Origin of the sequence: Streptomyces sp. NPDC001270, from assembly GCF_042896695.1 — a bacterium.
Taxonomy (GTDB): Bacteria; Actinomycetota; Actinomycetes; order Streptomycetales; family Streptomycetaceae; genus Streptomyces.
Window position 1 is genome coordinate 267,848 of record NZ_JBIAXM010000011.1, and the last position, 26,764, is coordinate 294,611.

Annotated in this window: 25 protein-coding genes and 7 pseudogenes; 13 read left to right on the forward strand and 19 right to left on the reverse strand. The window is 67.8% G+C overall.

What is annotated here, in order from left to right; genetic code table 11:
- Positions 1 to 496: 496 nt before the first annotated feature.
- Positions 497 to 1,717, reverse strand: coding sequence for a cytochrome P450 (locus tag ACFY2B_RS20720; RefSeq protein WP_390764550.1), 1,221 nt, complete (start codon positions 1,715 to 1,717; stop codon positions 497 to 499).
- A 147-nt stretch (positions 1,718 to 1,864) separates the two neighbouring features.
- Between ACFY2B_RS20720 and ACFY2B_RS20725 the strand changes: the two are divergent.
- Positions 1,865 to 2,188 (forward strand): annotated as a pseudogene (locus ACFY2B_RS20725) (recombinase family protein); the annotation flags it as partial.
- A 398-nt stretch (positions 2,189 to 2,586) separates the two neighbouring features.
- Positions 2,587 to 2,793 (forward strand): annotated as a pseudogene (locus ACFY2B_RS20730) (transposase); the annotation flags it as partial.
- A 110-nt stretch (positions 2,794 to 2,903) separates the two neighbouring features.
- Here ACFY2B_RS20730 and ACFY2B_RS20735 read toward each other — a convergent pair.
- Positions 2,904 to 3,893: pseudogene (locus ACFY2B_RS20735) on the reverse strand (ISL3 family transposase); the annotation flags it as partial.
- A 149-nt stretch (positions 3,894 to 4,042) separates the two neighbouring features.
- Entirely contained in the window at positions 4,043 to 5,011 is a 969-nt protein-coding gene (locus ACFY2B_RS20740; RefSeq protein WP_390764551.1) for an SDR family NAD(P)-dependent oxidoreductase, read from the reverse strand.
- A 63-nt stretch (positions 5,012 to 5,074) separates the two neighbouring features.
- On the opposite strand from ACFY2B_RS20740, the gene ACFY2B_RS20745 reads away from it, so the two are divergent.
- Positions 5,075 to 5,647 (forward strand): TetR/AcrR family transcriptional regulator, encoded by a 573-nt coding sequence (locus tag ACFY2B_RS20745; protein WP_390764552.1) that lies wholly within the window; start codon positions 5,075 to 5,077, stop codon positions 5,645 to 5,647.
- 235 nt (positions 5,648 to 5,882) lie between these two features.
- Here the strand turns inward: ACFY2B_RS20745 and ACFY2B_RS20750 are convergent, their stop codons facing one another.
- The 3 genes from ACFY2B_RS20750 to ACFY2B_RS20760 all read right to left on the reverse strand — a co-directional run bounded on the left by ACFY2B_RS20750 (position 5,883) and on the right by ACFY2B_RS20760 (position 7,030).
- The gene (locus ACFY2B_RS20750) at positions 5,883 to 6,242 is read right to left on the reverse strand and encodes a hypothetical protein (RefSeq protein ID WP_390764553.1); all 360 of its coding nucleotides are present in this window, start codon (positions 6,240 to 6,242) and stop codon (positions 5,883 to 5,885) included.
- Positions 6,243 to 6,352: 110 nt separating this feature from the next.
- Positions 6,353 to 6,505, reverse strand: coding sequence for a hypothetical protein (locus ACFY2B_RS20755; RefSeq protein ID WP_390764554.1), 153 nt, complete (start codon positions 6,503 to 6,505; stop codon positions 6,353 to 6,355).
- 264 nt (positions 6,506 to 6,769) lie between these two features.
- Positions 6,770 to 7,030 carry a hypothetical protein gene (locus ACFY2B_RS20760; protein WP_390764601.1) on the reverse strand — a complete coding sequence of 87 codons (261 nt, stop codon included), beginning with the start codon at positions 7,028 to 7,030 and terminating at the stop codon, positions 6,770 to 6,772.
- Between ACFY2B_RS20760 and ACFY2B_RS20765 the strand changes: the two genes are divergently transcribed.
- Positions 6,917 to 7,183 carry an integrase gene (locus ACFY2B_RS20765; protein ID WP_390764597.1) on the forward strand — a complete coding sequence of 89 codons (267 nt, stop codon included), beginning with the start codon at positions 6,917 to 6,919 and terminating at the stop codon, positions 7,181 to 7,183. The genes ACFY2B_RS20760 and ACFY2B_RS20765 overlap by 114 nt on opposite strands.
- Here ACFY2B_RS20765 and ACFY2B_RS20770 read toward each other — a convergent pair.
- Positions 7,137 to 7,505, reverse strand: a complete 369-nt coding sequence (locus tag ACFY2B_RS20770) for a hypothetical protein (protein WP_390764555.1) — start codon at positions 7,503 to 7,505, stop codon at positions 7,137 to 7,139. The genes ACFY2B_RS20765 and ACFY2B_RS20770 overlap by 47 nt on opposite strands.
- A 162-nt stretch (positions 7,506 to 7,667) precedes the next feature.
- Positions 7,668 to 8,291 (reverse strand): annotated as a pseudogene (locus ACFY2B_RS20775) (histidine phosphatase family protein).
- A gap of 177 nt (positions 8,292 to 8,468) precedes the next feature.
- On the opposite strand from ACFY2B_RS20775, the gene ACFY2B_RS20780 reads away from it, so the two are divergent.
- Both ACFY2B_RS20780 and ACFY2B_RS20785 read left to right on the forward strand, forming a co-directional pair.
- Entirely contained in the window at positions 8,469 to 9,440 is a 972-nt protein-coding gene (locus ACFY2B_RS20780) for an SDR family NAD(P)-dependent oxidoreductase (RefSeq protein ID WP_390764556.1), read from the forward strand.
- Entirely contained in the window at positions 9,437 to 10,042 is a 606-nt protein-coding gene (locus ACFY2B_RS20785) for a TetR/AcrR family transcriptional regulator (protein ID WP_390764557.1), read from the forward strand. The genes ACFY2B_RS20780 and ACFY2B_RS20785 overlap by 4 nt, the downstream gene beginning before the upstream one ends.
- A gap of 218 nt (positions 10,043 to 10,260) precedes the next feature.
- Here the strand turns inward: ACFY2B_RS20785 and ACFY2B_RS20790 are convergent, their stop codons facing one another.
- Entirely contained in the window at positions 10,261 to 11,334 is a 1,074-nt protein-coding gene (locus ACFY2B_RS20790) for an integrase core domain-containing protein (RefSeq protein WP_390764558.1), read from the reverse strand.
- Between the two features lie 282 nt (positions 11,335 to 11,616).
- Here ACFY2B_RS20790 and ACFY2B_RS20795 point away from each other — a divergent pair, with 282 nt between their 5' ends.
- The 3 genes from ACFY2B_RS20795 to ACFY2B_RS20805 all read left to right on the forward strand — a co-directional run bounded on the left by ACFY2B_RS20795 (position 11,617) and on the right by ACFY2B_RS20805 (position 14,668).
- Entirely contained in the window at positions 11,617 to 12,438 is an 822-nt protein-coding gene (locus ACFY2B_RS20795) for an ISAs1 family transposase (protein WP_390764559.1), read from the forward strand.
- Positions 12,378 to 12,713: a hypothetical protein gene (locus tag ACFY2B_RS20800; protein ID WP_390764560.1), complete on the forward strand. Its 336-nt coding sequence runs from the start codon at positions 12,378 to 12,380 to the stop codon at positions 12,711 to 12,713. The genes ACFY2B_RS20795 and ACFY2B_RS20800 overlap by 61 nt, the downstream gene beginning before the upstream one ends.
- A gap of 503 nt (positions 12,714 to 13,216) precedes the next feature.
- Positions 13,217 to 14,668 carry an amidase gene (locus tag ACFY2B_RS20805; protein ID WP_390764561.1) on the forward strand — a complete coding sequence of 484 codons (1,452 nt, stop codon included), beginning with the start codon at positions 13,217 to 13,219 and terminating at the stop codon, positions 14,666 to 14,668.
- A 213-nt stretch (positions 14,669 to 14,881) separates the two neighbouring features.
- Here ACFY2B_RS20805 and ACFY2B_RS20810 read toward each other — a convergent pair.
- A pseudogene (locus ACFY2B_RS20810) lies at positions 14,882 to 15,464 on the reverse strand (SDR family oxidoreductase); the annotation flags it as partial.
- 447 nt (positions 15,465 to 15,911) lie between these two features.
- On the opposite strand from ACFY2B_RS20810, the gene ACFY2B_RS20815 reads away from it, so the two are divergent.
- Complete coding sequence (locus ACFY2B_RS20815) at positions 15,912 to 16,184, forward strand: hypothetical protein (protein WP_390764562.1); 273 nt, start codon at positions 15,912 to 15,914, stop codon at positions 16,182 to 16,184.
- On the opposite strand, the pseudogene ACFY2B_RS20820 reads toward ACFY2B_RS20815, so the two are convergent.
- Positions 16,183 to 16,909: pseudogene (locus tag ACFY2B_RS20820) on the reverse strand (restriction endonuclease); the annotation flags it as partial. The gene ACFY2B_RS20815 and the pseudogene ACFY2B_RS20820 overlap by 2 nt on opposite strands.
- Complete coding sequence (locus ACFY2B_RS20825) at positions 16,906 to 17,115, reverse strand: hypothetical protein (protein WP_099934957.1); 210 nt, start codon at positions 17,113 to 17,115, stop codon at positions 16,906 to 16,908. The pseudogene ACFY2B_RS20820 and the gene ACFY2B_RS20825, both read right to left, overlap by 4 nt.
- A 967-nt stretch (positions 17,116 to 18,082) precedes the next feature.
- Between ACFY2B_RS20825 and ACFY2B_RS20830 the strand changes: the two genes are divergently transcribed.
- Positions 18,083 to 18,448, forward strand: a complete 366-nt coding sequence (locus tag ACFY2B_RS20830) for a hypothetical protein (protein ID WP_390764563.1) — start codon at positions 18,083 to 18,085, stop codon at positions 18,446 to 18,448.
- Positions 18,449 to 18,526: 78 nt separating this feature from the next.
- Here ACFY2B_RS20830 and ACFY2B_RS20835 read toward each other — a convergent pair.
- The 4 genes and pseudogenes from ACFY2B_RS20835 to ACFY2B_RS20850 all read right to left on the reverse strand — a co-directional run.
- Positions 18,527 to 18,832: pseudogene (locus tag ACFY2B_RS20835) on the reverse strand (integrase core domain-containing protein); the annotation flags it as partial.
- Between the two features lie 728 nt (positions 18,833 to 19,560).
- The gene (gene fmdA, locus ACFY2B_RS20840) at positions 19,561 to 20,811 is read right to left on the reverse strand and encodes a formamidase (RefSeq protein ID WP_390764564.1); all 1,251 of its coding nucleotides are present in this window, start codon (positions 20,809 to 20,811) and stop codon (positions 19,561 to 19,563) included.
- Positions 20,812 to 20,888: 77 nt separating this feature from the next.
- A complete protein-coding gene (locus ACFY2B_RS20845) occupies positions 20,889 to 21,173 on the reverse strand; it encodes an FmdB family zinc ribbon protein (protein ID WP_390764565.1) in 285 nt (94 codons plus the stop codon).
- A gap of 278 nt (positions 21,174 to 21,451) precedes the next feature.
- The gene (locus tag ACFY2B_RS20850; RefSeq protein ID WP_390764566.1) at positions 21,452 to 21,850 is read right to left on the reverse strand and encodes a hypothetical protein; all 399 of its coding nucleotides are present in this window, start codon (positions 21,848 to 21,850) and stop codon (positions 21,452 to 21,454) included.
- Positions 21,851 to 22,217: 367 nt separating this feature from the next.
- On the opposite strand from ACFY2B_RS20850, the gene ACFY2B_RS20855 reads away from it, so the two are divergent.
- The gene (locus ACFY2B_RS20855; protein ID WP_390764567.1) at positions 22,218 to 22,622 is read left to right on the forward strand and encodes a TraR/DksA family transcriptional regulator; all 405 of its coding nucleotides are present in this window, start codon (positions 22,218 to 22,220) and stop codon (positions 22,620 to 22,622) included.
- Between the two features lie 172 nt (positions 22,623 to 22,794).
- On the opposite strand, the gene ACFY2B_RS20860 is transcribed toward ACFY2B_RS20855, so the two are convergent.
- Positions 22,795 to 23,265, reverse strand: a complete 471-nt coding sequence (locus ACFY2B_RS20860; RefSeq protein ID WP_390764568.1) for a GNAT family N-acetyltransferase — start codon at positions 23,263 to 23,265, stop codon at positions 22,795 to 22,797.
- A gap of 402 nt (positions 23,266 to 23,667) precedes the next feature.
- Between ACFY2B_RS20860 and ACFY2B_RS20865 the strand changes: the two genes are divergently transcribed.
- Positions 23,668 to 25,200 carry a hypothetical protein gene (locus tag ACFY2B_RS20865; RefSeq protein ID WP_390764569.1) on the forward strand — a complete coding sequence of 511 codons (1,533 nt, stop codon included), beginning with the start codon at positions 23,668 to 23,670 and terminating at the stop codon, positions 25,198 to 25,200.
- 269 nt (positions 25,201 to 25,469) lie between these two features.
- On the opposite strand, the gene ACFY2B_RS20870 is transcribed toward ACFY2B_RS20865, so the two are convergent.
- Together ACFY2B_RS20870 and ACFY2B_RS20875 are read right to left on the reverse strand one after the other, a co-directional pair.
- On the reverse strand, positions 25,470 to 25,637 hold the full coding sequence (locus ACFY2B_RS20870; protein ID WP_390764570.1) for a hypothetical protein: 168 nt from the start codon (positions 25,635 to 25,637) through the stop codon (positions 25,470 to 25,472).
- Positions 25,634 to 26,629 carry a DUF1259 domain-containing protein gene (locus ACFY2B_RS20875; protein ID WP_390764571.1) on the reverse strand — a complete coding sequence of 332 codons (996 nt, stop codon included), beginning with the start codon at positions 26,627 to 26,629 and terminating at the stop codon, positions 25,634 to 25,636. Before ACFY2B_RS20875 ends, ACFY2B_RS20870 begins: the two co-directional genes overlap by 4 nt.
- Positions 26,630 to 26,764: the final 135 nt, after the last annotated feature.

Below are 26,764 nucleotides of genomic sequence, written 5' to 3' on the forward strand. Positions count from 1 at the left end.
GCACTGGTAGCGAAGGTCCAACCTGCGCGGCGGGGGCATGTGGTAATTGACACGTTTGCCATTGGGGTGGCTGCCCGACGAGGACATCGCCGTGGTCGAGATCCCCCCGAGCAGTCCCAACTGCCACCCGCACGCCGAACGATGCGTGCGATCGGCACGCGAGGAGTGCACCGACCGACTCTTGATCTACGACCGCGACCACGCCGAGAGGATCCTCCCTGCCTATGCCCGCCCCTTCAACGGGCACGGGCCCACCAAGGCCGAGATCAACCGGCGCCACTCGACGACCCGAACGTCATCCCCTTCCCCACCAGCCGGATCGAATGCCAACAAGCCGTCACCGGCCTCATCAGCGAGTACCGCCAGGCAGTTTGATCAACTGGGTGGCGCCGCTGTCTCCTCGTGAGAACTCGCCCAGCCCATCGCCACACAGCGAGTGCCCAGCGGCCTGCCAACCGAACTGCACGCCGTTCATGCGGAGTGGTCGGCCCGGCTGTCACCGCAGCCGGACAGGCAGCCGCTCCGGTCCCCTGATGAGCATGCCGCCCCGCCAGGTGATCGTGACAGGATCGGCATCGAGCGCGAGGTCGGGGCAGCGCCGCAGCAGGGTACCGATCGCGACCCGGCCCTCCAGGCGCGCCAGCGGCGCACCCAGGCAGTAGTGAAGGCCATGGCCGAAGGCCAGGTGGCCCCGCGCGTCACGGTGGATGTCGAAGCCATCGGCATCGCGAAAACGCGCGGTATCACGATCGGCATCGGCCAGCGCCACAAGCACCAGTTCCCCGCCGCCCGGCACCACTGTGCCGCCGATGTCGACGGGCTTGGTGGTGAAACGGTACGTCGTTGTCTCCACCGGCCCGTCGTAGCGCAGCGTCTCCTCGACCACGTTCTCCAGCAGTGAGGGGTCGGCTCGCAGGGCGGCGAGCTGCTCGGGGTGGGTCAGCAGAGCCAGGACGCCATTGGAGATGAGGTTGACCGTGGTCTCATGACCCGCTACCAGCAACAGCCAGACAGTGCCCAGCAGTTCATCGGCCGACAGTCGGTCGCCGCCTTCGTCCGTGACGCGGATCAGTGCGCTCAGCAGGTCATCTTGAGGTTCCCGCTGCTTACGCGCGATCAACTGGGCAATGTATTCGCTCGCGGCGCCCGCCGCAGCCACTCGCTCATCAGCGTCCCTGGACGTCAGGGCAGTGTTGGACCACTTCCGGAACGCCTCGCGGTCCAGGGCCGGAACGCCGATCAGCTCGCAGATCACGGCGATGGGCAACGGGAAGGACAGCACCTCGACCAGGTCAGCCCGGCTACCGGCCCCGCCCAGCGCTGCGTCCAGAAGTCCGTCGGTGATTTCCTGCACCCGGGGCTCAAGGGCCCGCACGCGCGCAGGGGTGAACTCCTTCGCGACCAGCTTGCGCAGTCGGGTGTGGTGCGGCGGGTCGGAGTTGAGCATGTGCCGGCCGGCAGCCAGGTTCGGCAGACCGAGGTCCTGGGCGGCGTTCGACCAGTCCTTGGACAGGCTCGGATCCGCCAGCACCGCACGCCCCGCCTCGTGACCCACGACGAGCCACGCTTCTGCTCCCTCGGGCATCCGTACACGGTGCACCGGGCCCCGAGCGCGCAGCGCCGCGTAAACCGGGTACGGGTCGTGGGTGAAGTCCTGGCCGAGACCGGCGAGGTCCACCAGATCACTGGCGTACGAAACGTCCTTCGCATCTGCCATGTGCAGTCCGTCCTTCTGGTGGGCGAAGTGCCGGTCTGGTCTGCAACGCGCAAAGTTATCGGACAGAACACGGCTGCGCAGCGGCTGATCCGGCCAAACAGCGAGTGGTTGACAGATAAGTGGTGACCATCACCGAAGGCCGCCTGGCAGCAGGGCGCCGTACGCGCCATCCTCATCAACCCCCGCTACACCGGCTACGAGATCTGGAACAAGCAGCGCAAGGAGGAACACCTCTACGACATCGACGACGTCACCCTCGGCCATCGCACCCGCATGACGCACAACCCGGCTGAACAGTGGGTGTGGTCCGACCAAGCCGCTCACGAAGCAATCGTCCCCACCCAGATCTTCGACACCGTCAAGAAGATCCGCCAGCAGCGTGCCCGCGCAACCGCAGCACCTCGAACGCCCCGGGCGAGAACGAAGACAGGGGAAACGGGCGTACGCGCTGCGCGGCCGGGTGCGATGTGAAACGTGCGGGCGCACCATGCAGCCCGCGACAATCCGCAACACGGTCCACCACCGCTGCGAGTTCAAGGAACAGGAACAGTCCCTCCACCCCGGCCTGGACACCCCCGGACCGTCTACCTCCGACAAGACGTGATGAGCCGGGCTCTGGACCACTGGGTCGCGAAAGCCGTCGCCCCCGGCCGGCTCGCCGCCACGCGACCCAGTCCCGGCCAAAGCACCTGGACCGCCCCCGGACCGTGCGCTCCATCCGGCTGCTGGTGCTGCGGCTCGCCCTCGAGAACTCCACCTGGGGATATCGCCGCATCCACGGCGAACTCCTTGTTCTGTAAGTCAGGGTGGCTGCCTCCACCGTCTGGGAGATCCTCCCGGAAGCCGGGATCGCCCCCGCGCCCGAACACTCCATGAACGCGATCGAATCGGTGAACGCCGGGATCCGCCGGGCGGTCAAGGCCCGCGGCCACTTCCCCAATGAGCAGGCCGCCTTGAAGTGCGTCTACACGGCGATCATGTCGCTCGATCCCACCGGCAAGGGACAGGCCCGCTGGACCATGCGCTGGAAGACCGTTCCGAACGCCTTCGACATCACCTTCGACGGCCGGCTCTCCGCAGCCCGTCAGTTACCCCAACCACCCTCATTACACCGTTCGTTTGGGTCTGGTCCGCAGTCGGTGGTGACGCCGAGTAGCGGTCAGGGCAGGAGGATGCGTGGTGGTGGAGGAGGTCGAATCCGGCGCGTCCGTGCATCTGCCCGGCTCGGGTGCTCGCGGTAGGGGTCGAGGAGGGTGGGCCGGTAGGCGGGGGGATGCGCAGGGCCTGGGGTTCGGGCATGCGGGCGTGGCGTTTGACGGTGTTCGGGGCCAGGTTGAGGCGGCGGGAGCAGTCGGGCAGGCCGATGCCCTGGCCGGGGGGCTCGTGGATCTTGTTCCGGCGTTCGCGGGTGGTCTGCTCGCGTACTTTGCCGGGGCGGGGCGGGTTGACGGTGGTCCGGCAGCCGGCGTGGGCGCGGACCTCGGGCTGGACTGTGTCGCAGAGATTGCGCCGGAGGTGTCATCGGTCACTGACCTGCACCGCGTCGGGCAGGGCTTGGCGGACGGCTTCGGTGTAGGTGGCCGAGCCGTCCCGGCACACGGCCTCGGCACCAGGACGTTCGCGCAGCCAGGACTCCAGGGTGGCCGCCTCGCGGTCGGGCGGACCGCGACGCGTCGGCCGGTCTCGGCATCCGTGCTGATCGTGGCGTAGCGGTGGCGGCGGCGCAGGGCGAAATCGTCCACGCCGGTCACCCGCGGGATGGCCTGCTGCGGCAGCGGCAGGCGCCGCAGATGGCGCAGCGCGGTGCTTCGGGAGACGGGCACGGCCAGCACGCCCGGCCGCATAACTCCCGCGCCACCTGGGATATCTGCCAGGCAAGACGCACCGCGCGGCGCTGAGGGCGCTCCAGCAGTCGGGGAATCTGCTCGCGGAAGGTCTGCCGCCGGCAGCCCGGGGCCGGACAGGCCAGCCGTCGTACGCGCAGGTGGACGACGACCTGGCGGCCGTCGGCCGGCACGTCCCTCACCGCCCGGCGGTGATACCCGTGCGCCTTCGCCGTCGGCGTCCCGCACACCGGACACGGCACCGCCACGTCCCGGGTCCGGGCCGCGACCACCACTGCGTCGCCGCGGTCCGTCAGGTCCTCGACGACCACCGCCGCAAGTCCCGGAAACACGGTCGTCATAAGGGAGTTGATATCCACCCACCAGATCATGATCAAGGACAATTGCTCGGCGTCCCCACCGACTACGGGCCAGACCCGTTCGTTTGACAGACCCATCTATCGAGCTCGGCAACGGCGAGAATCTGCGCGACCACGAGAGATCAGGCGCGGAGTAGGTCGGTCGAGACAGTCCAGAGGCGCTCGGCGATGGCGGGATCGAGCGCCCATTCCTTGACACCGTGCGGGTGCTGCGCGAGGTCGGCGTCGTTCGGCACGGTGTATGCCTCTTGTGCATCGTCGAGGTAGTGGCCTCCGGAGTGAGCGAACTCGGGGGCGACGGCCGCGACGATGCTGGTGGCGGCCCCCTGCTCGACCGTCTTATAGGTGAAGACTCCGGCGGCCTCGGCCGCGGCGAGCGACTCCTTCTGTTCTGTTGTGAAGTTCCGCTGCAGTCCTGTCGCGATACCGCCGGGGTTCACCGCATTGGCGACGATGCCGTCGGACGCCCAGAGACGGGTCGCCTCGACGGCGAAGAGAGAGTTCGCCGTCTTCGACTGGGCGTAGGCAATCTGCGGGTCGTAGCCGCGACGCTCGAAGTGGAGGTCGTCGAAGTCGATGCCGGAACGCATGTGCGCCGTCGAACTGACCGAGACGATCCGTGCTCCGTCGCGGTCGGCCGCTCCCAGAGCCAGGGCGTCATGAAGGCCGGTGGCCAGGGCGAAGTGGCCAAGATGGTTTGTCGCGAATTGCAGCTCCCAGCCCTCATGCGTCCGTTCGAGGCCACCGGTGACCACGCCGGCGTTGTTGATCAGCAGGTGAAGCGGGCCGCGCCACGCGTCGACGAATCGTGTGACGGAGGTCCCATCGGCAAGGTCGAGCCGGACGGCTCGGGGACGGGTCCCTTCGGTCGACTTCTCGATCGTCTCAGCGACGGCGTCACCCGCAGTCGTGTTCCGGACAGCGAGCGTCACTTCCGCCCCCGCAGCGGCCAACACACGAGCCGTCTCGATCCCGAGTCCGGAAGAAGCTCCCGTCACGATCGCGCGGACGCCGGCGAGGTCGACGCCTCGCAGCACCTCGTCCGCGGTGCTGGAGGCGGTGAAGGGCGTGGAGATGAGTGCGTGAGTCATGGCAGCGACTATACGTACTAGACTTGATTTGTATAGTTCGGTTCTCGCTCGTATGCTCGTTCCATGAGCAGTCCCGATGCCGGCCGCCCGCCGTCGACAGTCGCCGATACCGATCGCCGGACCCTGGTTCTGGACTACGCGATGGTCACGTTCGCGCGATTCGGTTACCGGAAGACTTCGATGGAGGAAGTGGCGCGGGCGGCGGACATCTCCCGGCCCGGGCTCTACTTTCTCTTCTCCTCGAAGGAGGCTCTGTTCCGTGCCGCGGTCACCCAGGCCCTGGAGCGGGACATCACAGCGGTCGAACACGTCCTGGCCGAGACCGACCGCCCTCTTCCAGAGCGCCTCGTCGAAGCGTTCGACCAGTGGGCAGGCCGCTACATCGGCCCGCTGACGCGCGACGTCGCGGCGGTCATCGAGGACAACCCCGACCTCCTCGGAGAGATCATCGAAACCACGCCGCGACGTTTCGAGGAATTGATCACAGACGCAATCGCCGTCGAGTCAGGACAAGACGCGGCCCCCTTGGTCGCACAGACGATGATCAGCGCATCGATCGGCCTCAAGCATCAGGCCGCATCACGGGAGTTCTACCTCGACCGGCTGAAGGTCGCTATCGATCTCCTGGTGCGCTAAAACGCTCCCGGTCTCCCGTAGGACCCTAGGTCTCGGACGGCGACGGGCCGGCCGCCCGTCGAGGCCGGGGATCGGCAGCGCACGCAATGCCTCGTGGCGTGGCCGCAGTGAGTGGAGCTCCCGGGCGGAGGCTGTTCCTCACCGCTCGAATTCGGCTTCGGGTTGCCTGCTCTCTGGACGGGGGCCTGCGGTCGGCGGTGAGAAGGCAGCAGGCGGAGCGGGGCTGTACGGTCTGCTAGCTGCTGGTACAGGAGTTGGTTCTCGACTGTCGTTGGTGCAGTGCGCCGACGAGGGCCTCGACGTCGGCCTTGAGCTGGGCGATCTCCTGCACGTCGGCAGCCCGCAGCTCCTTGAGCCGGCGGACCTGCTTGCGTAGGCGCTGCTCGCTGTCCGGGGTGCCCCCGCGGGCGCGCACCTTGTCGTAGAACTCGTTCTTCAGGTCGGTGTGACGCTGGGTGAGTACGTTGCGCGGTGCACCGGCTTCGACGGCGAGGGCGACGATCGTCAGAGCGCCGTTGGAGCGCTCGGGCGTGCCTCGCAGGATGCGGTCCATCGCGGCACGAATGCGGTCGCGCTCGTGTGCGACGGGGCTCATGCGGTCGGCTCCTCGAAGTGGATACAGTCGCGGTTGTGGCGGCGAAGATAGCCGGCGCGTCGGGTGAGCCGGTCGGCGAGCGGGCCGGGCACGGTCTCCGAGGCGGCCTGCTACTCCAACTTCTTTGCGTGCTGGACGAGTTCGCCGGCGTGGCGGTCGGTGCGCGCGATTTTCGCACACGCCGGCTCGCGGCGGTCGAGGCTCGGGGCGTCGGTGACATCGATGCGATGACACAGGGTGCGGTCGCGGTTGTAGACGCACATCACGAACGAGTGCGGGTTGTCGTAGACGGCCAGTACCGAGTTGCCCCGGATGTCCCGGGTCTGGCGGTGCGTGCGGATGGACCCGGTGAAAACGGGAGCCTGGGCCGCGGCGTGGATCGCTCGCCGGGCGGCCGGCCCTGAGATCCCGGTTCCGGCGGCTAGGTCGTCGTGCAGGGTGGTGAGGGTGTCGGCGGTAGCCCGGGCGGCTTCGATGTCGAGCAGCTCGTGGATGCCGCCGCGGCCGCGGGCTCACCGCGGAGTCGGTTATGGGAGCTGCCCGAATGCCTGGATCATGGCATGCGCGACCCGGATCAGCTCGGCATTACTTGTGGCGGGAGTCCCGTCGGGTAGCTGGAGGACGTCTTCCAGGTCGTCCTCACCGGCACCCGGATGCCACGCATGAACGCCGTCATGGAGCGCCGGGTCCAGACCTGCCGCCACGAACTCCCCGACCGGACCTTGATCTGGAACGAGCACCACCTCCACCGCGCGCTCCGCGAGTTCGAGCAGCACCACAACGTACACCGGCCCCACCAGCCGATGAACCAGACGGCACCCCTGCGCGCCACCCCCGAACCACTGGACCCCGGACAGACCACCCGCCTGGACATATACGCACAGACCGCCTCGGCTAAGCCATCCACGAGTACCGGCACACCACCTGAACTGCACGGATGAGGTTTCCGGCAGGCGCAGCGTCCGCCACCGCCTCCGTGATGTCCCGATACACCTGCGGCAGGACCTCCGTCCCCATCCCAGGCTGCCAGTTCGGCACGGTCAACACCCCGATGGCCTGCCGCTCGGCCCCTGCATACGCCGACGCCACCAAATCACCCGCGCTCGGCCGGTCGCTATCGACCGCGACTGCCGGCTTCTGCGGCGTCATCTCCGCGAGCACCTCGGCGACCGTCTCCCGCGCGATCCGCAACCGCTCCAGGCTCTCCCGGACCAACTCCAGCTTTCCCGACAGCCCAGCAAGCTCGGCTTCCAGTTCCTCCACCCGATCCCGGACGACGCCTCGCGCGCTTCCGACTCCTCGAACAGCGAGCCCATCCGCCAGCCCTCCTCCAGCACCACGGCAGAGACGAGAAGCCACCGAACACAGCCCCAACGGGACGGCCGAGCATCGTGGTCGGCTCACGTGACACCTGCCGCTTCGCCCTCAGGGTGTGCGCAGTTGGGAGGGGAACCCGGTCCAGCGCAGGTCCTCCGGCAGATGGCTCATGTCGTCGTAGACCAGGACGCTCGCCGGCCGGGCCGGGCCGGGGTGCAGCGGATGACGGTGAGCGCCGCGTTGCCGTGGTTGAGGCCCATCCAACGCCACACGGGGGCGTCCATCCCGGCGCGCACCAACCAGGCGATGAGAAACGCGTGGGTGATCACAAGGTCGTGACGAGGGGCATCCCCCTCGTGATCCGGCCCGGTGAACTTCGTGACCGCCTGCCGGGCGAGCTCCGCGCCGCATGCAGCCTCCTCGGCCGACGCAGAGGCGAAACGCGCCGACATCGCGTCGGCGACCTCTGCGGGGGGCTCGTCTCGCTCCGGGATATGGAACATCGTCGCCTGCTGCCTCGGACTCGCGCAGCGGCACCGCACCCAGCTGCTGCCCTACCAGCCGGGCCGTCTGTACTGCGCGGGGCAGCGGACCGTGGTGGATGGCCGTCAGCGGTACGCCGCCCAGGCGCTTGCCGAGCAGCTCTGCCTGCCGTCGGCCAGCCTCTGTGAGCTCGCCCTCGTCGGGCGTGGCTTCACCGTGACGGGCGAGACAGAGGTATCGATCTTGCATGCCGAGGCGGACGCCTCCCCACAAGCCGACGGTTCCTGTCCTTCCTCACTTTCCCTTCAGAGGAGCGCACCCATCTGGGTTTCGCCGTCACCGTGGTGTCGATCAGCCAGCGTGTCAGCTGCGGTTTCGTCGCTCGATGGGAAGTGAACCACGACATGATACGGTACTCAGTACCACATGGAACTCGATACCAAGGGGGCTGTCATGGATAGCCGGACCATCGTGTTGACCGGAGTGACCCGCGGTTTCGGCCGCGAGTCCGTCGAGTTGCTGATCCGGGAACGGCCGCAGGATCACTACGTCGTGCTGGCTCGCCGGGGCGGCGAACGCCTCGCTGCGGAACTCACCGAGGCCACCGGCGCTTCCGAGGTCACAGGCGTGGACTGTGACCTCGCTTCGCTCGCCGAGATCAGGCGGGCGGTGGCGGAGATTCTGCGTGGGCTCGACACTGGGTACCTGCCGCCGCTCGGTGGCTATCTCGGCAACGCCGGCCTGACGCTCACGACGGCCGAGAAACGCACCACGGACGGGTACGAGATGACCTTCGGGGTCAATGTGCTGTCCCACTACCTGCTCGTCAGGGAGCTGCTGCCCCGGTTCACCGGTCCGGGCTGGATCGTGCTTACCTCGAGCGACTGCCACTTCGGGCAGTTCCGCTACACGCTCGGCGCCACGCCGCCGCCGCGCTGGGAGACGCCGGAACGACTGGCCACGCCTCGTGCCGGTGGAGCGCGGGAGGCCGGGCGGGCGTACGCGACCAGCAAACTCGGCGTCATCTACCTGACCCACGCGCTGGCCCGCCGCCTGCCCGAGAGCGTCGGCGTCTACTCCTACAATCCGGCGCTCGTCGCGGGCACCGATTTCTTCCGCCACGCTCCGGGGCCCGTGCGGGGCGTGCTCAACGGCTTCTTCCAGCTTCAGCGATTCCTCGGCCGGGGCATGACGCCGCAGCAGGCGGGCGCCCGGCTCGCTGAGACGATCCTGACCGGGCTGACTTCCCGGACCGGGTCCTACCTCGATCGCGGCCGCAACGTCCCGTCGTCGCCAGAGTCGCACGACGAGGCCCGCGAGGAGGAGTTGTGGCGCGAGGCCGCCCGCCTCGTCGACGCTGACCGCCGGACGGGCCGGGCGGATATCCTGGCCGAATGAGCACGAACAAGGTTCCGGTGGAGTCGTTGCGGGACCGCAAACGCCGCCAGACCCGGGAACGGATCATCGAGACGGCCTTCGCGCTCTTCATGGAGCGGGGGTTCGATGTCGTCACCGTGGACGAGATCGCCCAGCGGGCCGAGATCGGCCGCACCACCTTCTTCCGCTACTTCGGCGACAAGCAGGAAGTCGTCTTCTCTACCGAGGACGACTTCCTGCGCGCGCTCACGGCGGCCATGCGCGATGCGCCCGCCGAGCCGCTCCAGGATCTCGCGCAGGCGCTGGCCACATCTCGGCGGCTGCTGCTCGTGATCTGCGCCGAGGCCGCCCGCAACCCCGGCCACTACGCGGTTTACCACCGTCTGGTCAAGCAGCACCCCGAGCTCGAAGATCGGCACACCCGCAAGACCCGGCACTACGCCGACCTCCTCGAGAAACACCTGATCGACCACGGCACCCCGCCGGCCACCGCCGTCCTCGCCGCCCAGTTGACCCTCGCCTGCTACCAGGCGGCGTGGCGCCTCGGCAGCCACGACGCGACGGCGGTGCTCCGCGAGGCGAATGACGCCTTCGACCTCCTGCTGGGCGCCACCGCCGCATGACCGGCGGACCGGCCTTCGATCAGCCAGGACATGCGCCACCTCGCAGCGGGCTCGATCACCAATCCAGCACTCGGGCAGATACGGTTCCCGATCAGTCGGCAACGTGTGGGGCTCGCAAAGTCATCGCTACAGGTGGGAGCCTGCGTGCGGAGCCTGTGGGGTGCCATACGTCCGCATGTCCTCTGATCTGGGCGTTCGTCAGTTCCCCGTGACCTCCGTCAGGATGCGTCGCTGTACTCGTGGATGAGTCCGCCGAGGGCTTCGTGACGCTGGACGCGCTGCGCCGGGAACGGGATGACGTTCGGGTCGTCGGCAGGGACACGTAGTTGCAGGGCAAGGTGCGGCCTCCGGGAGTTGTAGTGCTCGGCGTACTCGGTGAGGACCCGCCGGGCGTGGTGCTCGTTGCAGATCAGGACCCGATCGGTGCACTCGGCGCGGACGCTGCGCATGAATCTCTCGGCGTGGGCGTTCATCTTCCTTGCCTGCGGCGCGCTCTTCAAGATCGATATGTTCTCGCTCGTGAAGACGGCGTCGAAGGTGTCGCTGTACTTCGCGTCCCGGGCGCGCAGCAGGTAGCGGAAGGCGGTGGCGTGCTCGCCGAGGCCGGACGGCAGGTTGCGGGCGAGCTGGGTGGCCCGGGCGGTGGTGGGGTGTGCGGTGACGCCGAGGAGGTGGACGGTGCGGGTGCCGACCTCCATGACGAAGAAGACGTACAGCCGCTTCAGGGTCACCGTGTCGACGTGGAGGAAGTCCGACGCGGGGAGTCCGCTTGCCTGGGCGCGGAGGAACTCGCGCCGGGTCGGCGCGTTGCCTGACCGTCGGGGTGCGGGATCGAGGCCGGCGGAACGCAGGATGCGGCGGATGGTGGAGGCGCAGACACAGTGGCCCAGGCGGCCCGGCTCGCCCTGGATGCGGGTGTATCCCCAGGGGCTGTTCTCGCGGGCGAGCCGCAGGACCAGGCCGGTGAGCTGCTCGGGTATCGGCGGACGGCCGGTGCGCGCCGGTTTCTGTCTCCATTTCCGGCGGACTGGCCGGCGGTGCCAGGAGAGCGGGGTGGCGGGGGTGACCAGCCTGGTGCGGCGCAGCGAAGCGGGGAGGTGTCGGGTGAGGGCGGCGGGTATGGCCTTGTCCGGCCAGGACAGCTGTGGCCGGGTGCCGAGCCGGCGGCGCAGCACGGCGACTTCGTGGCACAGCGCCAGCAGCTCGACGTCCTTGGCTCGTTGGGAACGGGAGAGCAGGAGAAGCAGACCGAGGAGGCAGGCAAAGGCGAGATAGACCCTGCGGAACACCACGAAGCTCGAACATGCCATGAGCCAGGGCGGCGTCGTTCAGCCGGTGTGTCCGGGTTGATACGGCTTTAGGAGCTGGGGCAGGACCGCGGGGTGGTCGCCGGGGCTGACGCGGAGGCAGGCACGACTTCCGGTGATCATGAGGTGTCGAGTCCCTGATCACCGCGACGGAAGACCGTGCCTGCCCGCTCATCCTTGTTCATCCCGGGCCCTTTGGGCCAACTCCTTGGCGCCGCACCGACCATTCCAGACGACCTCCCCGGCCGGCTGACCTGCCCGGCTCAGGTGCCCGATCCGCAACGGGACCAGGGCCGACGCCGCCCTCTCGCCTTCGTCCTGTCCCTGGCCGCGTACGCGGTCCTGGCCGGAGCGAAGTCCTCGGCCGCGATCGCGGAGTGGGCCGCCGACGCCCCGCCGCACGTCCTGGCCCGGCTCGGTGGCCCATGCCGGGAGCCGGACCGCGGCCCCGTCGCCCCGGCCGAGGCCACCGTGCGCCGTGTCCTCCAGCGCATCGACGGCGACGCACTGGACACCGCCGTCGGAAGCCGGCTCGCCGGGCGCGAACGCGCCGCCGGCCAGGAGGAGAACGACAGTGACCGGCCCCTGCCCTCCCTCGCCGTGGACGGCAAGACCGTGCGCGGTGCCCGCCGCACCGACGGCACCCAGGTCCACCTGCTCGCCGCGATGACAGGGACAGGCATGGTCACCGCCCAACGCGAGGTGGACGGCAAGACCAACGAGATCACCGTCTTCCAGCCCCTGCTCGCCCCGCTCGACCTGCACGGCACGGTGGACACCTTCGACGCCCTCCACTCGCAGACCTCCCACGCGCGCTTCCTCGTCGAGGACAAGCACGCCCACTACATCGCGCTGACCAAGGGCAACCAGCCCACCCTGCATGGGTGGCTGAAGGCCCTGCCATGGCAGGAAGTGCCGCCCTGGACAAGACGCGGGCCACCGCTCACGGCCGCGACGAGATCCGCCGGATCAAAGCCGCCGCCGTCACCAGGATCGCGTTCCCACACGCGGTGCAGGCCGTCCAGACCGTGCGCCGCCGACGGATCATCACCACCGGCAAGGTCACCCTGGAACGCGTCTACGGGGTGACCGACCTGACCACGGAGCAGGCCGACGCAACCGAGATCGCCCGCCTCGTCCGCGACCACTGGGGCATCGAAAACAAGATCCACCACGTCAGGGACACCACCTACGCCGAGGACGCCTCCCGCATACGCACCGGCACCGCTCCACGTGCCATGGCATCCCCGCGCAACCTCGCCATCGGCGCTCTCCGACTCATCGACCAGACGAACATCGCCGCTGGACTCCGCCACCACGCCCGCGACGCCAACCGTCCACTGATCACCCTCGGCATCATGTGATCAACCAGCACACGTCACCTGAACGACGCGGCCCCGGCCACTCTCCCCGTCGTGTGTGCAGCGCTCGGCGACCCGATGCGCTGGGAGATCCTTCAAGCCGGTGTTGCAACGACCCCTTGAGTCCGGGCAGTACACCAGCCGGGCCTTCGCGGACGCCTGCCGCCAGGCCGGCGTCCGCCAGTCCATGAGCGCGATCGGCTCCAGCACGGCAAGGAATCTGGCAGTTGGCATGGAAGGGCCGCACCGTGGAAACCGCCGCCCTGATAGCGGCCCTCTCGCTCTGGACCGACCTGCGATCCGCCTTCGACTTCGTTCGCACCGGTCCGCGTCGCGCAGCGCTCAACCAGCAGCTACAGCGAATTCCGGGCGGAAGGGGGATTCATGTCTGTCCCCCGAAGACGACGAGGTCTCATCGCAGAGTCCCCTGCCGGGATCGAGGCATCTATCCCGTTGTGCGAATCGGCATTTTATGACCTCTTCCAGAGGTCAGTACGGTCGGATTCATGGAGTGGAACTTTCAGACTGCAGAAGAACTCGCGGCCGCCTTGCGTGCCGGTGAAGTGACATCGGTGGAGCTGACCGACGAGGCAATCGCTCGTATCGAGCGGGACGACAAGGTGATCAACGCGATCTGCGTGCCGGACTTCGACCGTGCGCGGGCCGCCGCGTGCGGTGCCGACCATGCGCGCGCCCGCGGCGAGGACCGGCCACTGCTCGGTATTCCGGTGACGGTCAAGGAGTCCTACAACATCGCCGGGCTGCCCACGACCTGGGGCATGCCGATGTACCGGGACTTTGTGCCGGCCGAGGATGCGGTACAGGTGTCGCGGCTCCGGGCCGCCGGCGCGGTGGTGCTCGGTAAGACCAATGTGCCCTTGGGGCTGCGGGATCTGCAGAGCTTCAACGAGATCTATGGCACCACCAACAACCCGTGGGATCATGCTCGCACGTCGGGCGGATCGTCCGGTGGATCGGCGGCGGCCCTGGCGGCTGGATTCGGCGCGTTGTCCATCGGCTCCGATATCGGCGGTTCATTGCGCACCCCCGCGCATTTCTGCGGTGTCTACGCGCACAAGCCGACACTCGGGCTGGTGGCGAACCGCGGTATGGTCCCGCCAACCACGCAGGCATTGCCGGTCGACCTCGACCTCGCCGTCGTCGGCCCGATGGCGCGCACCGCCCGCGACCTCACGCTCCTGCTCGACGTCATGGCCGGGCCGGACCCGCTGACGCTCGGCGTGGCGCACGACCTGACGCTGCCGCTCGCACGCCACCAGCGGCTGAGCGACTTCCGGGTCCTGGTCCTCGACGAGCATCCGTACATTCCGACCGGGTCCGCTGTGCGGGCCGGCGTGAACCGGGTGGCCGACGCACTTGTCGACGGCGGCGCCCACGTCGAACGGCACACTCCGTTGCTGCCCGACCTGGCCGAAGCCGCGACGCTCTACACGCAGTTGCTGTTCTCGGGCTCCGTTGCGCGTTTTCCCGTCGAAGCGTACGAGCAGCTTCGGACCCGCGGCGCCGGACTGAGCGCGGACGACCACAGTCTCGACGCGGCACGGCTGCGCGGGATGGTGTTCAGCCACCGTGACTGGATCGAGGCGAACGACCGTCGCGAGCTCCACCGTTACGGCTGGCGGCAGCTCTTCGCCGAGTTCGACGCCGTGGTGTGCCCGATCACGCCGACCCCCGCGTTCCCGCACGACCACAACCCCGATCTGTTGGAACGCCGGATCGACATCGATGGCGTCGAGTGCCCGTACCTCGACCAGCTTGTCTGGGCCGGTCTGGCCACCATGCCCGGCCTGCCCGCCACCGCCGTACCAGCGGGCCTGTCCCCCGACGGCCTGCCGGTGGGAGTGCAACTCATCGGTCCGATGTTCGAGGACCGCACCCCGCTGCGGCTGGCCGAATTGCTCGAGCAGAGGATCGGCGGCTTCCAGGCACCGAAGTAGGGCGTACTACCGGGTGTCCGTCGAGGATGAGGTGCGGATGACAAACGAGGGCTGGGGCCTGGTCCTGACGCTCGCGGCCTGGCACGCGGGACCGGCCATGCCGGCCGGCTGTCCAGTCGCCTCGACAGCCGGATCGTGTTCGCCTCAGACGTGAAGCCTTCGCGTCTGAAGCGAACACCGAAGGTCCACCAGAGATGTTGTCTTTCCACTGACCGGCGTGATCTGCTGGTAGGTGAGGGACCGCCGGACGCCCGGGAGATCTGCTCGACGGCCTCAGCGAAGCTGAGCGCACGCGGTCCGCTCAGCTCGTAGACCCGTCCGGCGTGCCGGCCGCCCTCGGTCAACACCGCGACCACGACGTCGGCGACGTCCTCGATGTCAATGAACGGCTCGAGGGCCTCCCCGGCCGGAAGTGCCAGCTCCCGGGCGAGCAGCGGCGCGTGGAAGACGTCCTCGTCGAAGTTCTGAGCGAAGTTCGACGCCCGCAGGACGGTCCTCTCCAGTGACGAGCCGCGCACGGCGTCCTCGGCCGACCGCATGTCCAGCCCGAACGTGGAGTCGCCCCAGGTGTCCGCGCCGCGCCCGGAGAGCAGGACCAGCTGACGCACGCCGGCGGCTTCGGCCCGTACCGCGAATTCGTGCACCGGGCCCGGCACGCGCGGGGCACCACGTAGACGACAGCCACATCACGCAAGGCTGCATCCCAGGTGTCGAGATCGGACCAGTCGAATCGGGTCCGGCTCGACCGGGAAGCGGTACGCACCGGTGTGCCGTGCGGAGAGCAGAACTCCCGCATATTGACGGCGAACTGACGGGCCGCGGCCACCTCGGCGCGGGCCTGCGCCAGCTCCTCGTCCCGGACGCCGACCACAGTCTTCGAGATCCAGCCCACCCAATCCTGAATCCGCTGCCTACCCGGCCCGTCGTGAAGTTCAGCGTCCTGGAGGCCCAGGAGCATGACGGGGCCGATCGCGTCGGAGACCTTCTGCTGCCAGGCCGTCGCCTCGGTCGCTTCGGTAGCTGTCTGGTCGGTCATGCTGCCTTCCTCTGGGTGGGTGGGGGTGGTGATCGGTCTTGTCCGACGAGCAGTCAGGCCAGCAGCCCGGTTCGACTCCCGGCGGGGCCGGGGGTTCGGGCCGGGCCACCACTCTGGAGCTGACGGCGCCCCACGAATTCATAGGGGGCCCTATAAAGTGTCAAGGGTGCCCTAGAAATGAGTCTTGGAGTCCCCTACAGTCGGCCCATGACCACGCAACCGGCAGACCTCATCAACAGCGAGGCGTTCGACCAGGCCCTCGCCGACGTCGAGGCAATCGAGGACCCCGTGGCCCGGGACAAGGCCGCCCGCGCTCTGCAGGCAGCCCTGACCGAGGCGATCGCCGAACCCCTCACCCGGACCAAGGCACTGAGGCAGCAGGCCGTGCTCGAACTCCGCCAGACCCTCACCCTGGCCAAGGCCGCTGAGCAACTCGGGCTGTCCGTCGGCCGCGTCGACCAACTCGCGAAGGGCAGATAGCAACGGCCGCCGGCTTACGAGGCCGGAGGGACGGCACGGAGCAGGTCCCACAGAGGGCGTGAGCCGGATGCCCAGACTCCGAGGGTGTGACGGTCGACCACATGGAGGCGCTGCTGCTTGGCGAAGTTCACGGCGGGTGCGGTGACCCGTCCGTTGGTCACGATGACCGCGACGTCGGCGCCGTGCACCTGGCGGGCCGTGCCGTTGAGGACCTGGAGGTCCGGCGTGCCCACGGGCGAGCCGGCGAGGCCGTTGCGCCGGTGTTTGCACTGAATCACCCAGCGCCGCCCGTAGGGGTCGGTGGCCTTCACGTCGGCGCCCAGGTCGCCGCCACCTCCGACGCGGATCGCGTCCTGGCAGCCGTCGCGACGCATCAGGTCGCGCACCGCGTCTTCGAACCGCGAGTGATGGAGGGCGTCCAGCTGGGACAGGCCGTAACGCAGGCTCTGCACGCGGACCGCTTCCCACCGTGCCTCCTGCTGCCTGTGGTACAGCCAGCCGCCACCGGCCAACACCGCGAGCGCGCCGACAACGGCCAGGATCCACCAGTGAGCCAGCAGCCAGTTGACGGCGGTCACCACCAGGGCGACGGCGAAGACGGCGGCCACCAGGAGGCCGATCAGTCGGTCGTCGGCGCGCTGCCGCCTGCCCGGCCTGCGGGTGCGCCGCCGTGCCGGCGGCCGCCTGGTCGCCGCCGCACTGCTCTTGCGCCCGCGGGGGCTCACCGGCTGGCCTGCGTGACGCCGCTCGCGAGCTGCCCCAGGATGTTCAGGATTCCCTGGCCCGCCGGGGTGGGTGCGATCAGGACCCCCAGCGCCAGGACGATGACAACGGTCAGCTTCTCGTCGAAGCGGCTGCGGGCCTCCGTACGCCGCCGCAGCCGCCAGACGACGATGACCGCGAGCAGCACCGCCACGTTGATGGTCAGCAACCCTCCAGACCTCCCCCACCGACGGACCACCGGGACAGCAGAGCACTGCCCCAGCCTTCTTGTGTAGCCGCGCCCCAGTGATGTGGGAGACGGGTTGCCGACGAATGGCACAAAGCCATCGGACCTGGCCGAATACCGCGCGGCGGCCGTGAACGTGCACGGTGACGTACAGGTCTCCGGGGGCACCGCCGGGTTTGCCAGCGCCTCCACTCCGCGGCGAACCCGTCACCGGTGAGACTGGCAAGCCTCACGCGTTCCTCCTCGGCAACGCGTTTCGGTGTTGCCCTCTCTGGCCTCCCCCGTCCCGGTCGTTGTGGGTGCGGCCGTGTTCGGGGCTGGCTTCGGCGTCACCCAGAGCGCCACCATCAGGCTGACGTACTCCCCGGTTCCGGCCTCCGGATACGGGACGGCGAGCGCCCTGGGGAATGTCGCCTACGACGCGGGTTCGGGCCTTGACGCGGTCGGATTCGGTGTGGTGGTCGGCTGTAGGCACTACCCCTGGTCATTTGTCCTGACCGCACTCTTGATGCTCACAGCTCTCGTTCCGGCGTAATGGGACCAAATGGCAGCGCGCAATCCTGCGACAACCAGGGAGGATCGGACGGTGACGGCGGAGGGGCAACAGTGAGCGGTTGCCAGCCGGTTTTGATTCCGATGTATCACTCCCCGCCCCAGTCACCGCTGCCGAGGAAAATGAGCCCCGCAGCCCAACGTGACCCTGTATCATCGCGTCTGGTAGCGGTGCCTACCTGAGCCGGGCCGATATGACGCCCACGCCGTCACGGTGTTTGCCGGCCAAGCGATCCCATCGAGAGGACGCGCACACGTCTAGCAAAATGCTAGACCGTTTGTCGTGTCCGATTGCAGGCGCGAGGCGTGGGCACGCGCTACTGATGGGTTCACTATGAGGCATGGCAAAACTGCCATGCGGAGTGAAGCGCGGCGGGTGATGAAACGGTACCCACGCATGGATTTCACCGAGGCGCTGCGACGGGTCCGAGGCATCCAAGAAATCCTGCGCGAAGCGGGACTGACATTCGAACAGCGATTCCTCTTGTTCGCCCTCCTGCGGGGCACAGTCGTCGACCACACGTGGTACACGATGTTCGCGCTGACCTCCTGCTTGATCCAGGAGCTGGAGGATTACGCGGAGCGCGATGATGAACTCGCTCCAGAGCCTTGTCAGCCTGCCCTCGACCTGATGGCCCTGATCCGCAGCTGGCCGGCAGAGCACGCCGAGGCCGTCGTGAGGGCATTCGCGGCTGTCAAAAGCGCCTGTCCCCCCAACTGTGTCCGGTGCCGGGGCCCGCACCAGGCTCGTAAGTTCTCGTGAACGCCTGGTTTGGGCTTCGTACCGGTGTTCTACTCGTCACCGGGATTGTGCGGGTGCCGATTATTACGTCCGTGCTGGTCAGGCCGCATGTGTGTACTCGTGGAGGAGGCCGCCGAGTCGGTCATGTCGGCGGATGTCGAGGCGGTCGAATCGGTCCGGTTCGGTGATCGGTTCGCGGAGCGGCCGCAGGGGTGCCGCGCCGTGCAGGGTGCGGTGAGGCCGATGCTGGTTGTAAAAGAACTCGAACTCGCCGAGCGCGTGGAGCAGGTGGGCCTGGTTCCAGATCAAGGTGCGGTCGAGCGGTCCGTGTCGGCAGGTTTGTATCCAGCGTTCCGTGATCGAGTTCATGCGGGGCACGCGGATGCCGGTGGTGACGATCGGGAGGATCTGCAGGTCACAGGCCATGGATGGGGTTTTCGGGACCCGCACGTCACCCAGTGGATCAACGCAGCACAGCAAGACAAAGAGGCAGCACAGAAGAAACTCGACGCGCTCCCCGCCCTCAACCGGAAGAAAGAATCCCCACTCGACGCCCAGCAGATCCGAAAGATCACTGACAGTCTTGGAGACATTGCACAGCGCATCCACACGGCCGACCCCGACTAGAAAGACCCACTCTACGAAGCCCTCGGGATCACCATCACCTACGAACACACAACAAGGGCCGCGACCGTAAGGTCGAGACCCTCATCCGCGTATCGTCAGTGGTTGTGTCCGAGGGGCGAGTTGACCACTGACGATACGCTCGTGGTCGCGCAAGGACGACTCGGGCGCAACGCCCTCGGAACCGGCCAAGCCTAGTGCCCCGACAGGCAACGTTCGCCCCGTCGCGACGCTCCCCCAGCCTTCGGCCGGGAGGTACCCCCAGGCACGCTCCCCCAAGCTCTTCGAGCAGGGGGGACCCCCACTCGCCGCACCGGCCGAAAGCCCAAGTACGTCCAGTACGAGGACTTCCGGCCGGCACTCCCCCAAGCTCTTCGAGCAGGGGGGACCCCCAGAGCACGCACCGAACGCCGCTCCTTGACGGGCAAACGTTGCCTGCCGAGGCACTAGATGCTGCGGCCACGGAGGCATCTTTCGAACCAGCCCGAGCGGAGAGTTCGACGTCGCGTTCAGAATGAGGCTTTTGGCGCTCCTTGTCCCGGGTCGATCCTCACGGGTCCGTCACTGCTGGGGGCGATGGGGAAGTCGAAGATGGCCGTGGGGATGTACACCGTCGCACAGGAGTTGGGGATGTCCACGACGCCGGAGAGCCGGCCCTCGATGGGGGCTGCGCCGAGCAGGAGGTATGCCTGCTCGGGGGCGTAGCCGAACGTTGTCAGGTAGTCGATCGCGTGCAGGCATGCCCGCTGGTAGGCGAGATGAGAGTCGAGGTACTTCTGTTCTCCGTCGAGGGTGACGGAGGTCCCGGAGAACGCGATCCATTGGGAGTACTGCGGGTCCGTGTTGCCGGGCAGGAAGATGGCGTTCTCGGCGACGCCGTAGGTCTCCATGCCGCCGGGGATGATGTCGACGCGCAGATCGAGGTAGCCGCCCATCTCGATGGCGCCGCAGAAAGTGATCTCGCCGTCGCCCTGCGAGAAGTGCAGGTCGCCGACGGACAGGTGAGCACCGTCGACGTACACCGGGTAGAAGACCCGGGTGCCCTTGGACAGGTTCTTGATGTCCTGGTTGCCGCCGTTCTCGCGGGGCGGTGCCGTGCGCGCGGCTTCGGCGGCGATGCGGTCGAACTCGCCTGCAGGGACGCTGCCGAGGATGGCGGAGTCGGGCTGTGGCGGCAGTGCGAGCGGGGGTACCCGGTCCGGGTCGGTCGCGATGAGCGCAGCCTCGCGGGTGTTCCAGGAGGCCAGGAGTGACTTGCTCGGCGCTGTTCCCATGAGGCCGGGATGGACGATTCCGGTGAAGGAGACGTGGGGTACGTGCCGGGATGTGGCCACGCCGCCGGAGAAGTCCCATACGGCCTTGTAGGCGTCGGGAAACTGCTCGGTGAGGAAGCCACCGCCGTTGCCTCTGGCGAAGATCCCGGTATACCCCCAGCCCTGACCGGCCAGGGGACCGGTCTCCTGCGGGATGGGTCCCACGTCGAGGATGTCGACGACGAGGAGGTCGCCAGGCTTGGCGCCCTCGACTCCGATCGGCCCCGACAGACGGTGCACGGAGTTGAGGGGGGCGTTGAGGATGTCCTCGGCCGAATCGTCGTTCTTGATCGCTCCGTCGAACCACTCGCGGCAGTCCACCCGGAAGGACTCACCGGGCTTGACCATGACGGCGGCCGGGATCTCCGGATGCCACCTGTTGTGGCCCAGTAGCTCTTGTTCGGTGAACGGCCTGGTCGAGTCGAGAGGGAAGATCACATCAGGCATGTCGGCTCCTGTCGCATGAAGAGGGGCATGGGTGCCGTCCGCTTCGCGGCTCGTCGGCGTGGGGCGGCGACGCGTCGTCAGGGACGGGGAAGCTCGGCGTGCAGGGGGTTGTGGGAGACGGGCCCGGGTGATGTCCTACGGCTCGGCAGCGCCTCCACGACAGCGGGCTCGCTCGCGGTGCGCTTGGTCGCGTCTAACAGCTTCATGGCGGTCGACGAGCCGGCGCCGAGGTAAGGAGCGGAGAAGATCCGCCGCGCGGTGCCGCCGCACGCCCTGCAGTCCAGCCAGGCGGGAACCGAGGCCATCGGGAAGACGCCATCGGTGTCACCGCAGTCCGCGCAACGGAACGCGTATGTCGGCAAGGACGTGTCACTCCTTCGGATCCTGACCGAGGGGCCGGACGCTCTCCGATCGGCGGGCCCCGCCGGTGTTCCTTCCCCAGCTCCATGACAGGGGTAAAGCTGACTTGCGGACTTGAGGGATGGCGGCAAGCACCGATCCGGCTGCCGCTCCAGACTTCTTGTATCTTGTCCCACCGGCTCTCCGGCTCTCGGCACAGCCCCACACCACGGACTGGGTGTACAGGCAGGCCGCCATGTAGGCAGTTCTGCAGGTCGGTTTCTTGGCTCCGCCTACACGTCTACAACGCCGGCGTCCTGACCGGCGACCAGGCTGGCCCGAGCGACGCACTACTTACCCCGTGTGGCTCAGGCAGACAGCGGCGGGAGAAATCGGGAGGCCGCCGGAAAAAGCCCTGCTGAACCGTGATCTCCCTGGCCTTCAGCGGTCCGTGGCCCGCGGGCTGCCTCTCGTCGAGCACGCCCAGAATCCGCTGGTAGTCCGGCGCCAGCAGCGTCGCCGGCAGTCCTTCGCGCCGAGGCGGCACGACCGAGCCCGGCACCGGCGCGGGCGTGGACACAGTTTCCGCCTCCGTCTCGGTCACCGCGGCGGTCTCGGCAGCCGAGGCCGCCAGGGCCTCCACCAGCTCCTCCCGCGCGATCACCCGCCGGTCCGGCTCGTTCTCCGCGTCCTCCAGCACTGCCCCTGCCGAAAACGTCATCCGCTCCGGTGGGAGCTGGTTCCGCCACAGCCACGCGACCGCGCTGCTGCTGGCCGGGACGCCGGAGTGGGTGGTCTCCCGGCGGCTCGGGCACGCCAGCCGGTCGCGCAGGTCGCCGACCCTGCCCTTGCCGAAAACCTCACCAGCCCAGGTAGGAGCAGTGTGCGGAGTGCGCGGGATCTTGATAGTGGTTTCCCGAGTCGGAGCTCTGACGCAGCTGTCCATGGTCCCGGCGGGCCGGCGCATCCCCCCTTGCGGTGACCGGCCGGCGTGGTGCACTCGGCCCAGGCGGCGGGGCGCGGGGGGCTGGGGGAATCACGGACCGGGAATCGGCGTTGTCGCACGCATGGGCGATACATCCCCGCACGACCATGACGTGCGCCCGTCCAACGTCGCGGCGGCCCACGCGCGCCTTGCGGCCGATCGTGCCGAAACCCTCGCACGCGCGGCCGCGCTGAGCCGCGAATTCGACGGGATCGTCGCGGCGAACGCCTTGGTCGCAGTTGATGACGAGCACGACCCCGAGGGGGGCAGCACCGCCTTCGAGCGGGCCCACGTAGCCGCTCTGATGGCGCGGGCACGCGAGCACCTGGAAGAACTGGACCGAGCACTGGAACGACTCGAACGAGGACAGTACGGACAGTGCGAAAGCTGCTGCGCGACGATTCCTCCCGAACGCCTGGAGATCCGTCCGGCGGCCACCACCTGCGTGCGCTGCGCCCGGTCGGACCCGCCCCGGCCTCCGTCCTGACGTCCCCCGTGCCTCCGGCCGAGGTACATACCATTGGCTCCTGGTCCGTGCGCGGGTCGGGGGCTTCGCTGTGTCCCGGCCGCAAGGGGTCGGGCACTGGTCGACTTCCAGGGCCCCACCAAATTGTTGGTCATGTGACCACCGGAAAACTCTCTGCAGTTTCCGTATGAACTCACGCAGCGGAAAAGACGAGCCGTAGAACGATCTCACCGTCGTCGATTTCCCCAGTGGGCTCGAACCCGAACTTCTGGTAGAAGGGCCACGGTTCGCCGTCGCCGGGATCGTAGCTGGTCAGCAGCTCGGTGGCGCCGTCCGCGCGAACCAGGTCGGCGATCTGGGTGAGTGTCTCTCGGCCGATCCCCCGCCTCTGGTGCCGCTTGTCGATGAGGAGACGCCAGATGAAGTGTCGCCCTTTGTAAGGACCAGCCGGCGGCTTCCACGACAGCATCACGAAGCCGACTGGCTCGTCGCCGATGTACACGGCGCGGTACCAGGGATTGGCCTCCGGTTTCTTTGTCGCATCCTTGAGCGACCTGGACACGGAGGCGACGAATTGCTTCTGGTCACGTCGGACACGGAGGGCACGAACGGCATCCCGGTTGTCGTCGGTGATCTCTCGCAGGTGCACGCCTGCAAACCTCATGCCACATCCCTTCCTGCATCCGGCGGCTGCGCCGTCCTGGCCGGCGTGAAAAGCCGCCGCCGTGCGGCAGTGCACGCAATATCAAGGACGTCAGGTCGGACATCTTCGCAGAATATTCGACGCAGAGGTCCTGGAGCGGGACCGGCACGCCGGGTTGTGTCCGCTCTGAGGCAGCTGCTTTGACCTGGGCAGACGCTCCAAGATCCTGTCCACGAATAGTCCACAGACCCCGACATCGCGGATGCCGATAAATCATCCGCGCAGTTCAGCGCGCTCATGACTGGCACACACGGGTCTGAAGGAGCGAGCGAATTGAACACGTTCAATTCCACTCTGCGCCTGCCGAGAATATCATCCATGCAGTTCAAGGGCTTGTTCGGTGCTGCGGCAAGATGAGCACTCGTGTTACTTCGTCTCGCTTACCTGACCATCTCCAACGCGTTCACCGTGCTGCGGCTGCTACCGATGAGCGACCGCGACAAGGACGCGGAGATTCTCGCCCTGCGTCACCAGATCATGGTCCTTGAGCGGCAACTCGGTGGGGACCGGGTGAAGTTCGCCTCGGAAGACCCCGAGCCTTCCTCGCCGCTCTGCTGGTGCCGCTGCCGCGACAGGTTCTGCGCCGGCTCCGGCTGCTGGTCCAGCCCGACACCGTGCTGCGATGGGCTGCACCTTGGTGAACCATCGTCAGGTGGGAGCCGTTACTGCAGGAGAAGCCTGCTGATCCCTGAAGGAGGTCGTCCTGTGCCAGGATTTTCCGATGAGGCTATTACCGCGATACTGAATTCGAGAGCCAGAGGAGAGCTGCCCGAACGGGGACAAATAGTCGACGTCTCGGTAGGAAATAGGGTCGAGCATATTAATTTCGATAACTGGCTTAAGACCCAGTTGAGGTCAGGGAGGCCCCGCGGATATGTGGGGGAACTGGTCCCGGCGCTTGAGAAACATGGCTATGTAGTCGAAGAGCATTTCCCTGGGATGGTGCGTCTTCGGGACGAATCGAAAAAAATCCAGTACCCCATCCAAGCCGGTGCCTCCACCGGGCAAGAGAGGGAAAATTCTCACGCGTCGGCGGCTCGGGCGATACCGGACGGCTTCCCTGGCCGGTCGGCCTCGACAGAAGCACATGTGTCGCCCGGACCGGCCTATGGGGCGGAATCCGGCGGTTTGAGTCTCGGCGTAGCCGGTGACTTCCACAGGCGAGAGGCGGAACTTTCTCCTGCTCCGGAGGCTCAGTCGATACCGGACAGCTTCCCCGGCCGGTCGGGCCCGGCGGCCGGTGCACGCGTGAGCCCTGAGTCCGCACATTCGGCGGAGACCGGCGCGCAAAGCCCTGTTGTGACCCGCGATGATTCCTGGCAGGATCAATTCGGGCAATTGTTGGGAGCAGTCGCCAATGGCGAATTGGACCCGATGGAACTCCTGTACGCCCCCGTCCCCCCGGACTTTGATTTCGAAAACCAGGCGGGTTCGGCTGCGTCCATCGACCCGAGCAACGATTTCGGGTGGGAAGTTTCGGCTGCGCCCGCCACCCCGGCCAATGATTTCGGGTGGGAAGTCCCGGCTGCGCCCGTCGACCCGAGCCATAGTTTCGGCTATTCGGTGGGATCCGGCACACAGCCTCACAGCCACAGCGGGTCGGCCTCGACCGACGGGAACTACAGCCAACTCCCTGTGGACTACAGCCAACCCCTCGTGGACTACGGCCAAGGCATTACGCTTCCCAACTCCTTCGCTCAACATGTCTGGCAAAATCAGCCCCCGCTCAGCCCGGCCGGCCAGTTCGGGAGTCACGGAACGGGTGGGTACCCGACGGACCGGGGCTCTACGTCCCACCCGCGGCAGGCGCATCCGGATCCGCAGCTGGCGCAGTTGCAGCGGCTGGCGCAACAGCAGGGAAGGGCGCAACCGCAGGGGAGGGCGCCGGGGCGTTGATGGACCGTCGGCTTTCCGGTGGTGATCTGGTTCCGGCCGTCACCTGACGAGCCGTCGTCTGACGGTCTGCCTCTGCCCAGGCCGTTGCCCCGAGGAAGACCACTTGGAGGAGATCCGGACGGCCCCGGGCCTGTGGCCCGGGGCGGTTCACATCGGAGTGTCCCATGGTTTGCGTGACGAAGACGCTGAGCACGAGCACAACGACGAGCAGGAGGTGACCTGGGGCGCCTCCCCCTCGTACGAGTCGGACGCGCCCATCGAGATGGGCTTCACCGGCCGGGTACCGGACTCGGGGCCATCCGGGCGGGCCAGGCGGCCGCGGCGAGCGCGCCGGTCATCACCACCGCTCGGGTGCGGCCCCGGGCGGCGATGATGAATACGGCGGCGAGTACGGCCGACAGCGCCGCGCCGTAGCCGATCTGAGCCCAGCCGATCATGACGCGGGAGCCGGCGCGGCCGCGTCCAGGGCCGGTCGGAGTGCCTTGGCCAGGGTGACTCCGTCGGCGGTGGCCCAGAAGTGCAGGTAGAACAGACGTGGCTGTTCGTCCAGGGAGTGGTTGTGGAGCTCGACGATGTCGATGTTGCCCTTACGCAGTGCCTGGACGACCTTCTGCACCTCGGGTGCGGTCATGACGAAATCGCCGTTGATGGCTGCTCTGTTGTCACTCAGCGGCTGGAAGTTGATGCCGGTGGTCAGGCCGAGGGCGGAGGGCAGCACGTGCATGCCGTCGTTGACGCTCTGGTTTCGGGCGACGGTGAACTTGTAGATGCCGCCGTCGGCGGTGCCCTTGCGGCCGAGCGCCTTGTCGATGCCGGCGGTATCCAGGGCGATGGGCTTCTGGGTGGCCGGGGGCAGTGAGGCGGGCGGGATGGCGGTGGCGTCCAGCGCGGACTTGAGGCCCTTGGCGAGTTTCACCGGGTCGCCCATGGCGTGGACATGGGTCCACCAGACCGCTGGTGACTGCTGGAGCAGGTGCTTGTGCAGGCCGGTCTGCTCGATGCCCGCGGCCTGCAGCGCGTCGGTGACCTTGGGCAGTTCGTCCTCGGTGACGACCAGGTCGCCCATGAGCATGGTGCCGTCGTGGTACTTGGCGAAGGTCGCGTAGCCGCCGAAGGACAGGCCCGGCTTCAGTGTGACGCCCTGGGTGGTGACGGTGAGGTCCTTACGGGGCAGCGGGATGCGGTAGACGGTGCCCTTCATCAGGGTGCCGGTGCGGCCGAGAGAGTCGGCGACCGGCTTCCAGTCCGCCTCCTTGGTCTGCACGGGCTGCTGAAGCCGGCTCTGCTGGGAGGCGGCCTGTGCCGCGACCGCGCCGGTATCGATTCTCGGCGGGCCGCCGCAGCCTGCCAGCAGGCCGGTGGTGCCCGTCACCAGCAGGAGCACGGCCGCCGTCCCAGCGGTCGGCTTGGTGAGCGAACGGGGTGACATGACCACTCCTCGTCGAGATCGTTGTCGATGTCGAAGGTGTCTGTGTCGTCCAGAGAAGTCGCCCCTGATGAAGTTGCCATGAAGACCCGCTCGCTCGGGTGATTTCATGCCGTCTTCATCAGCGGCGTGGATCGT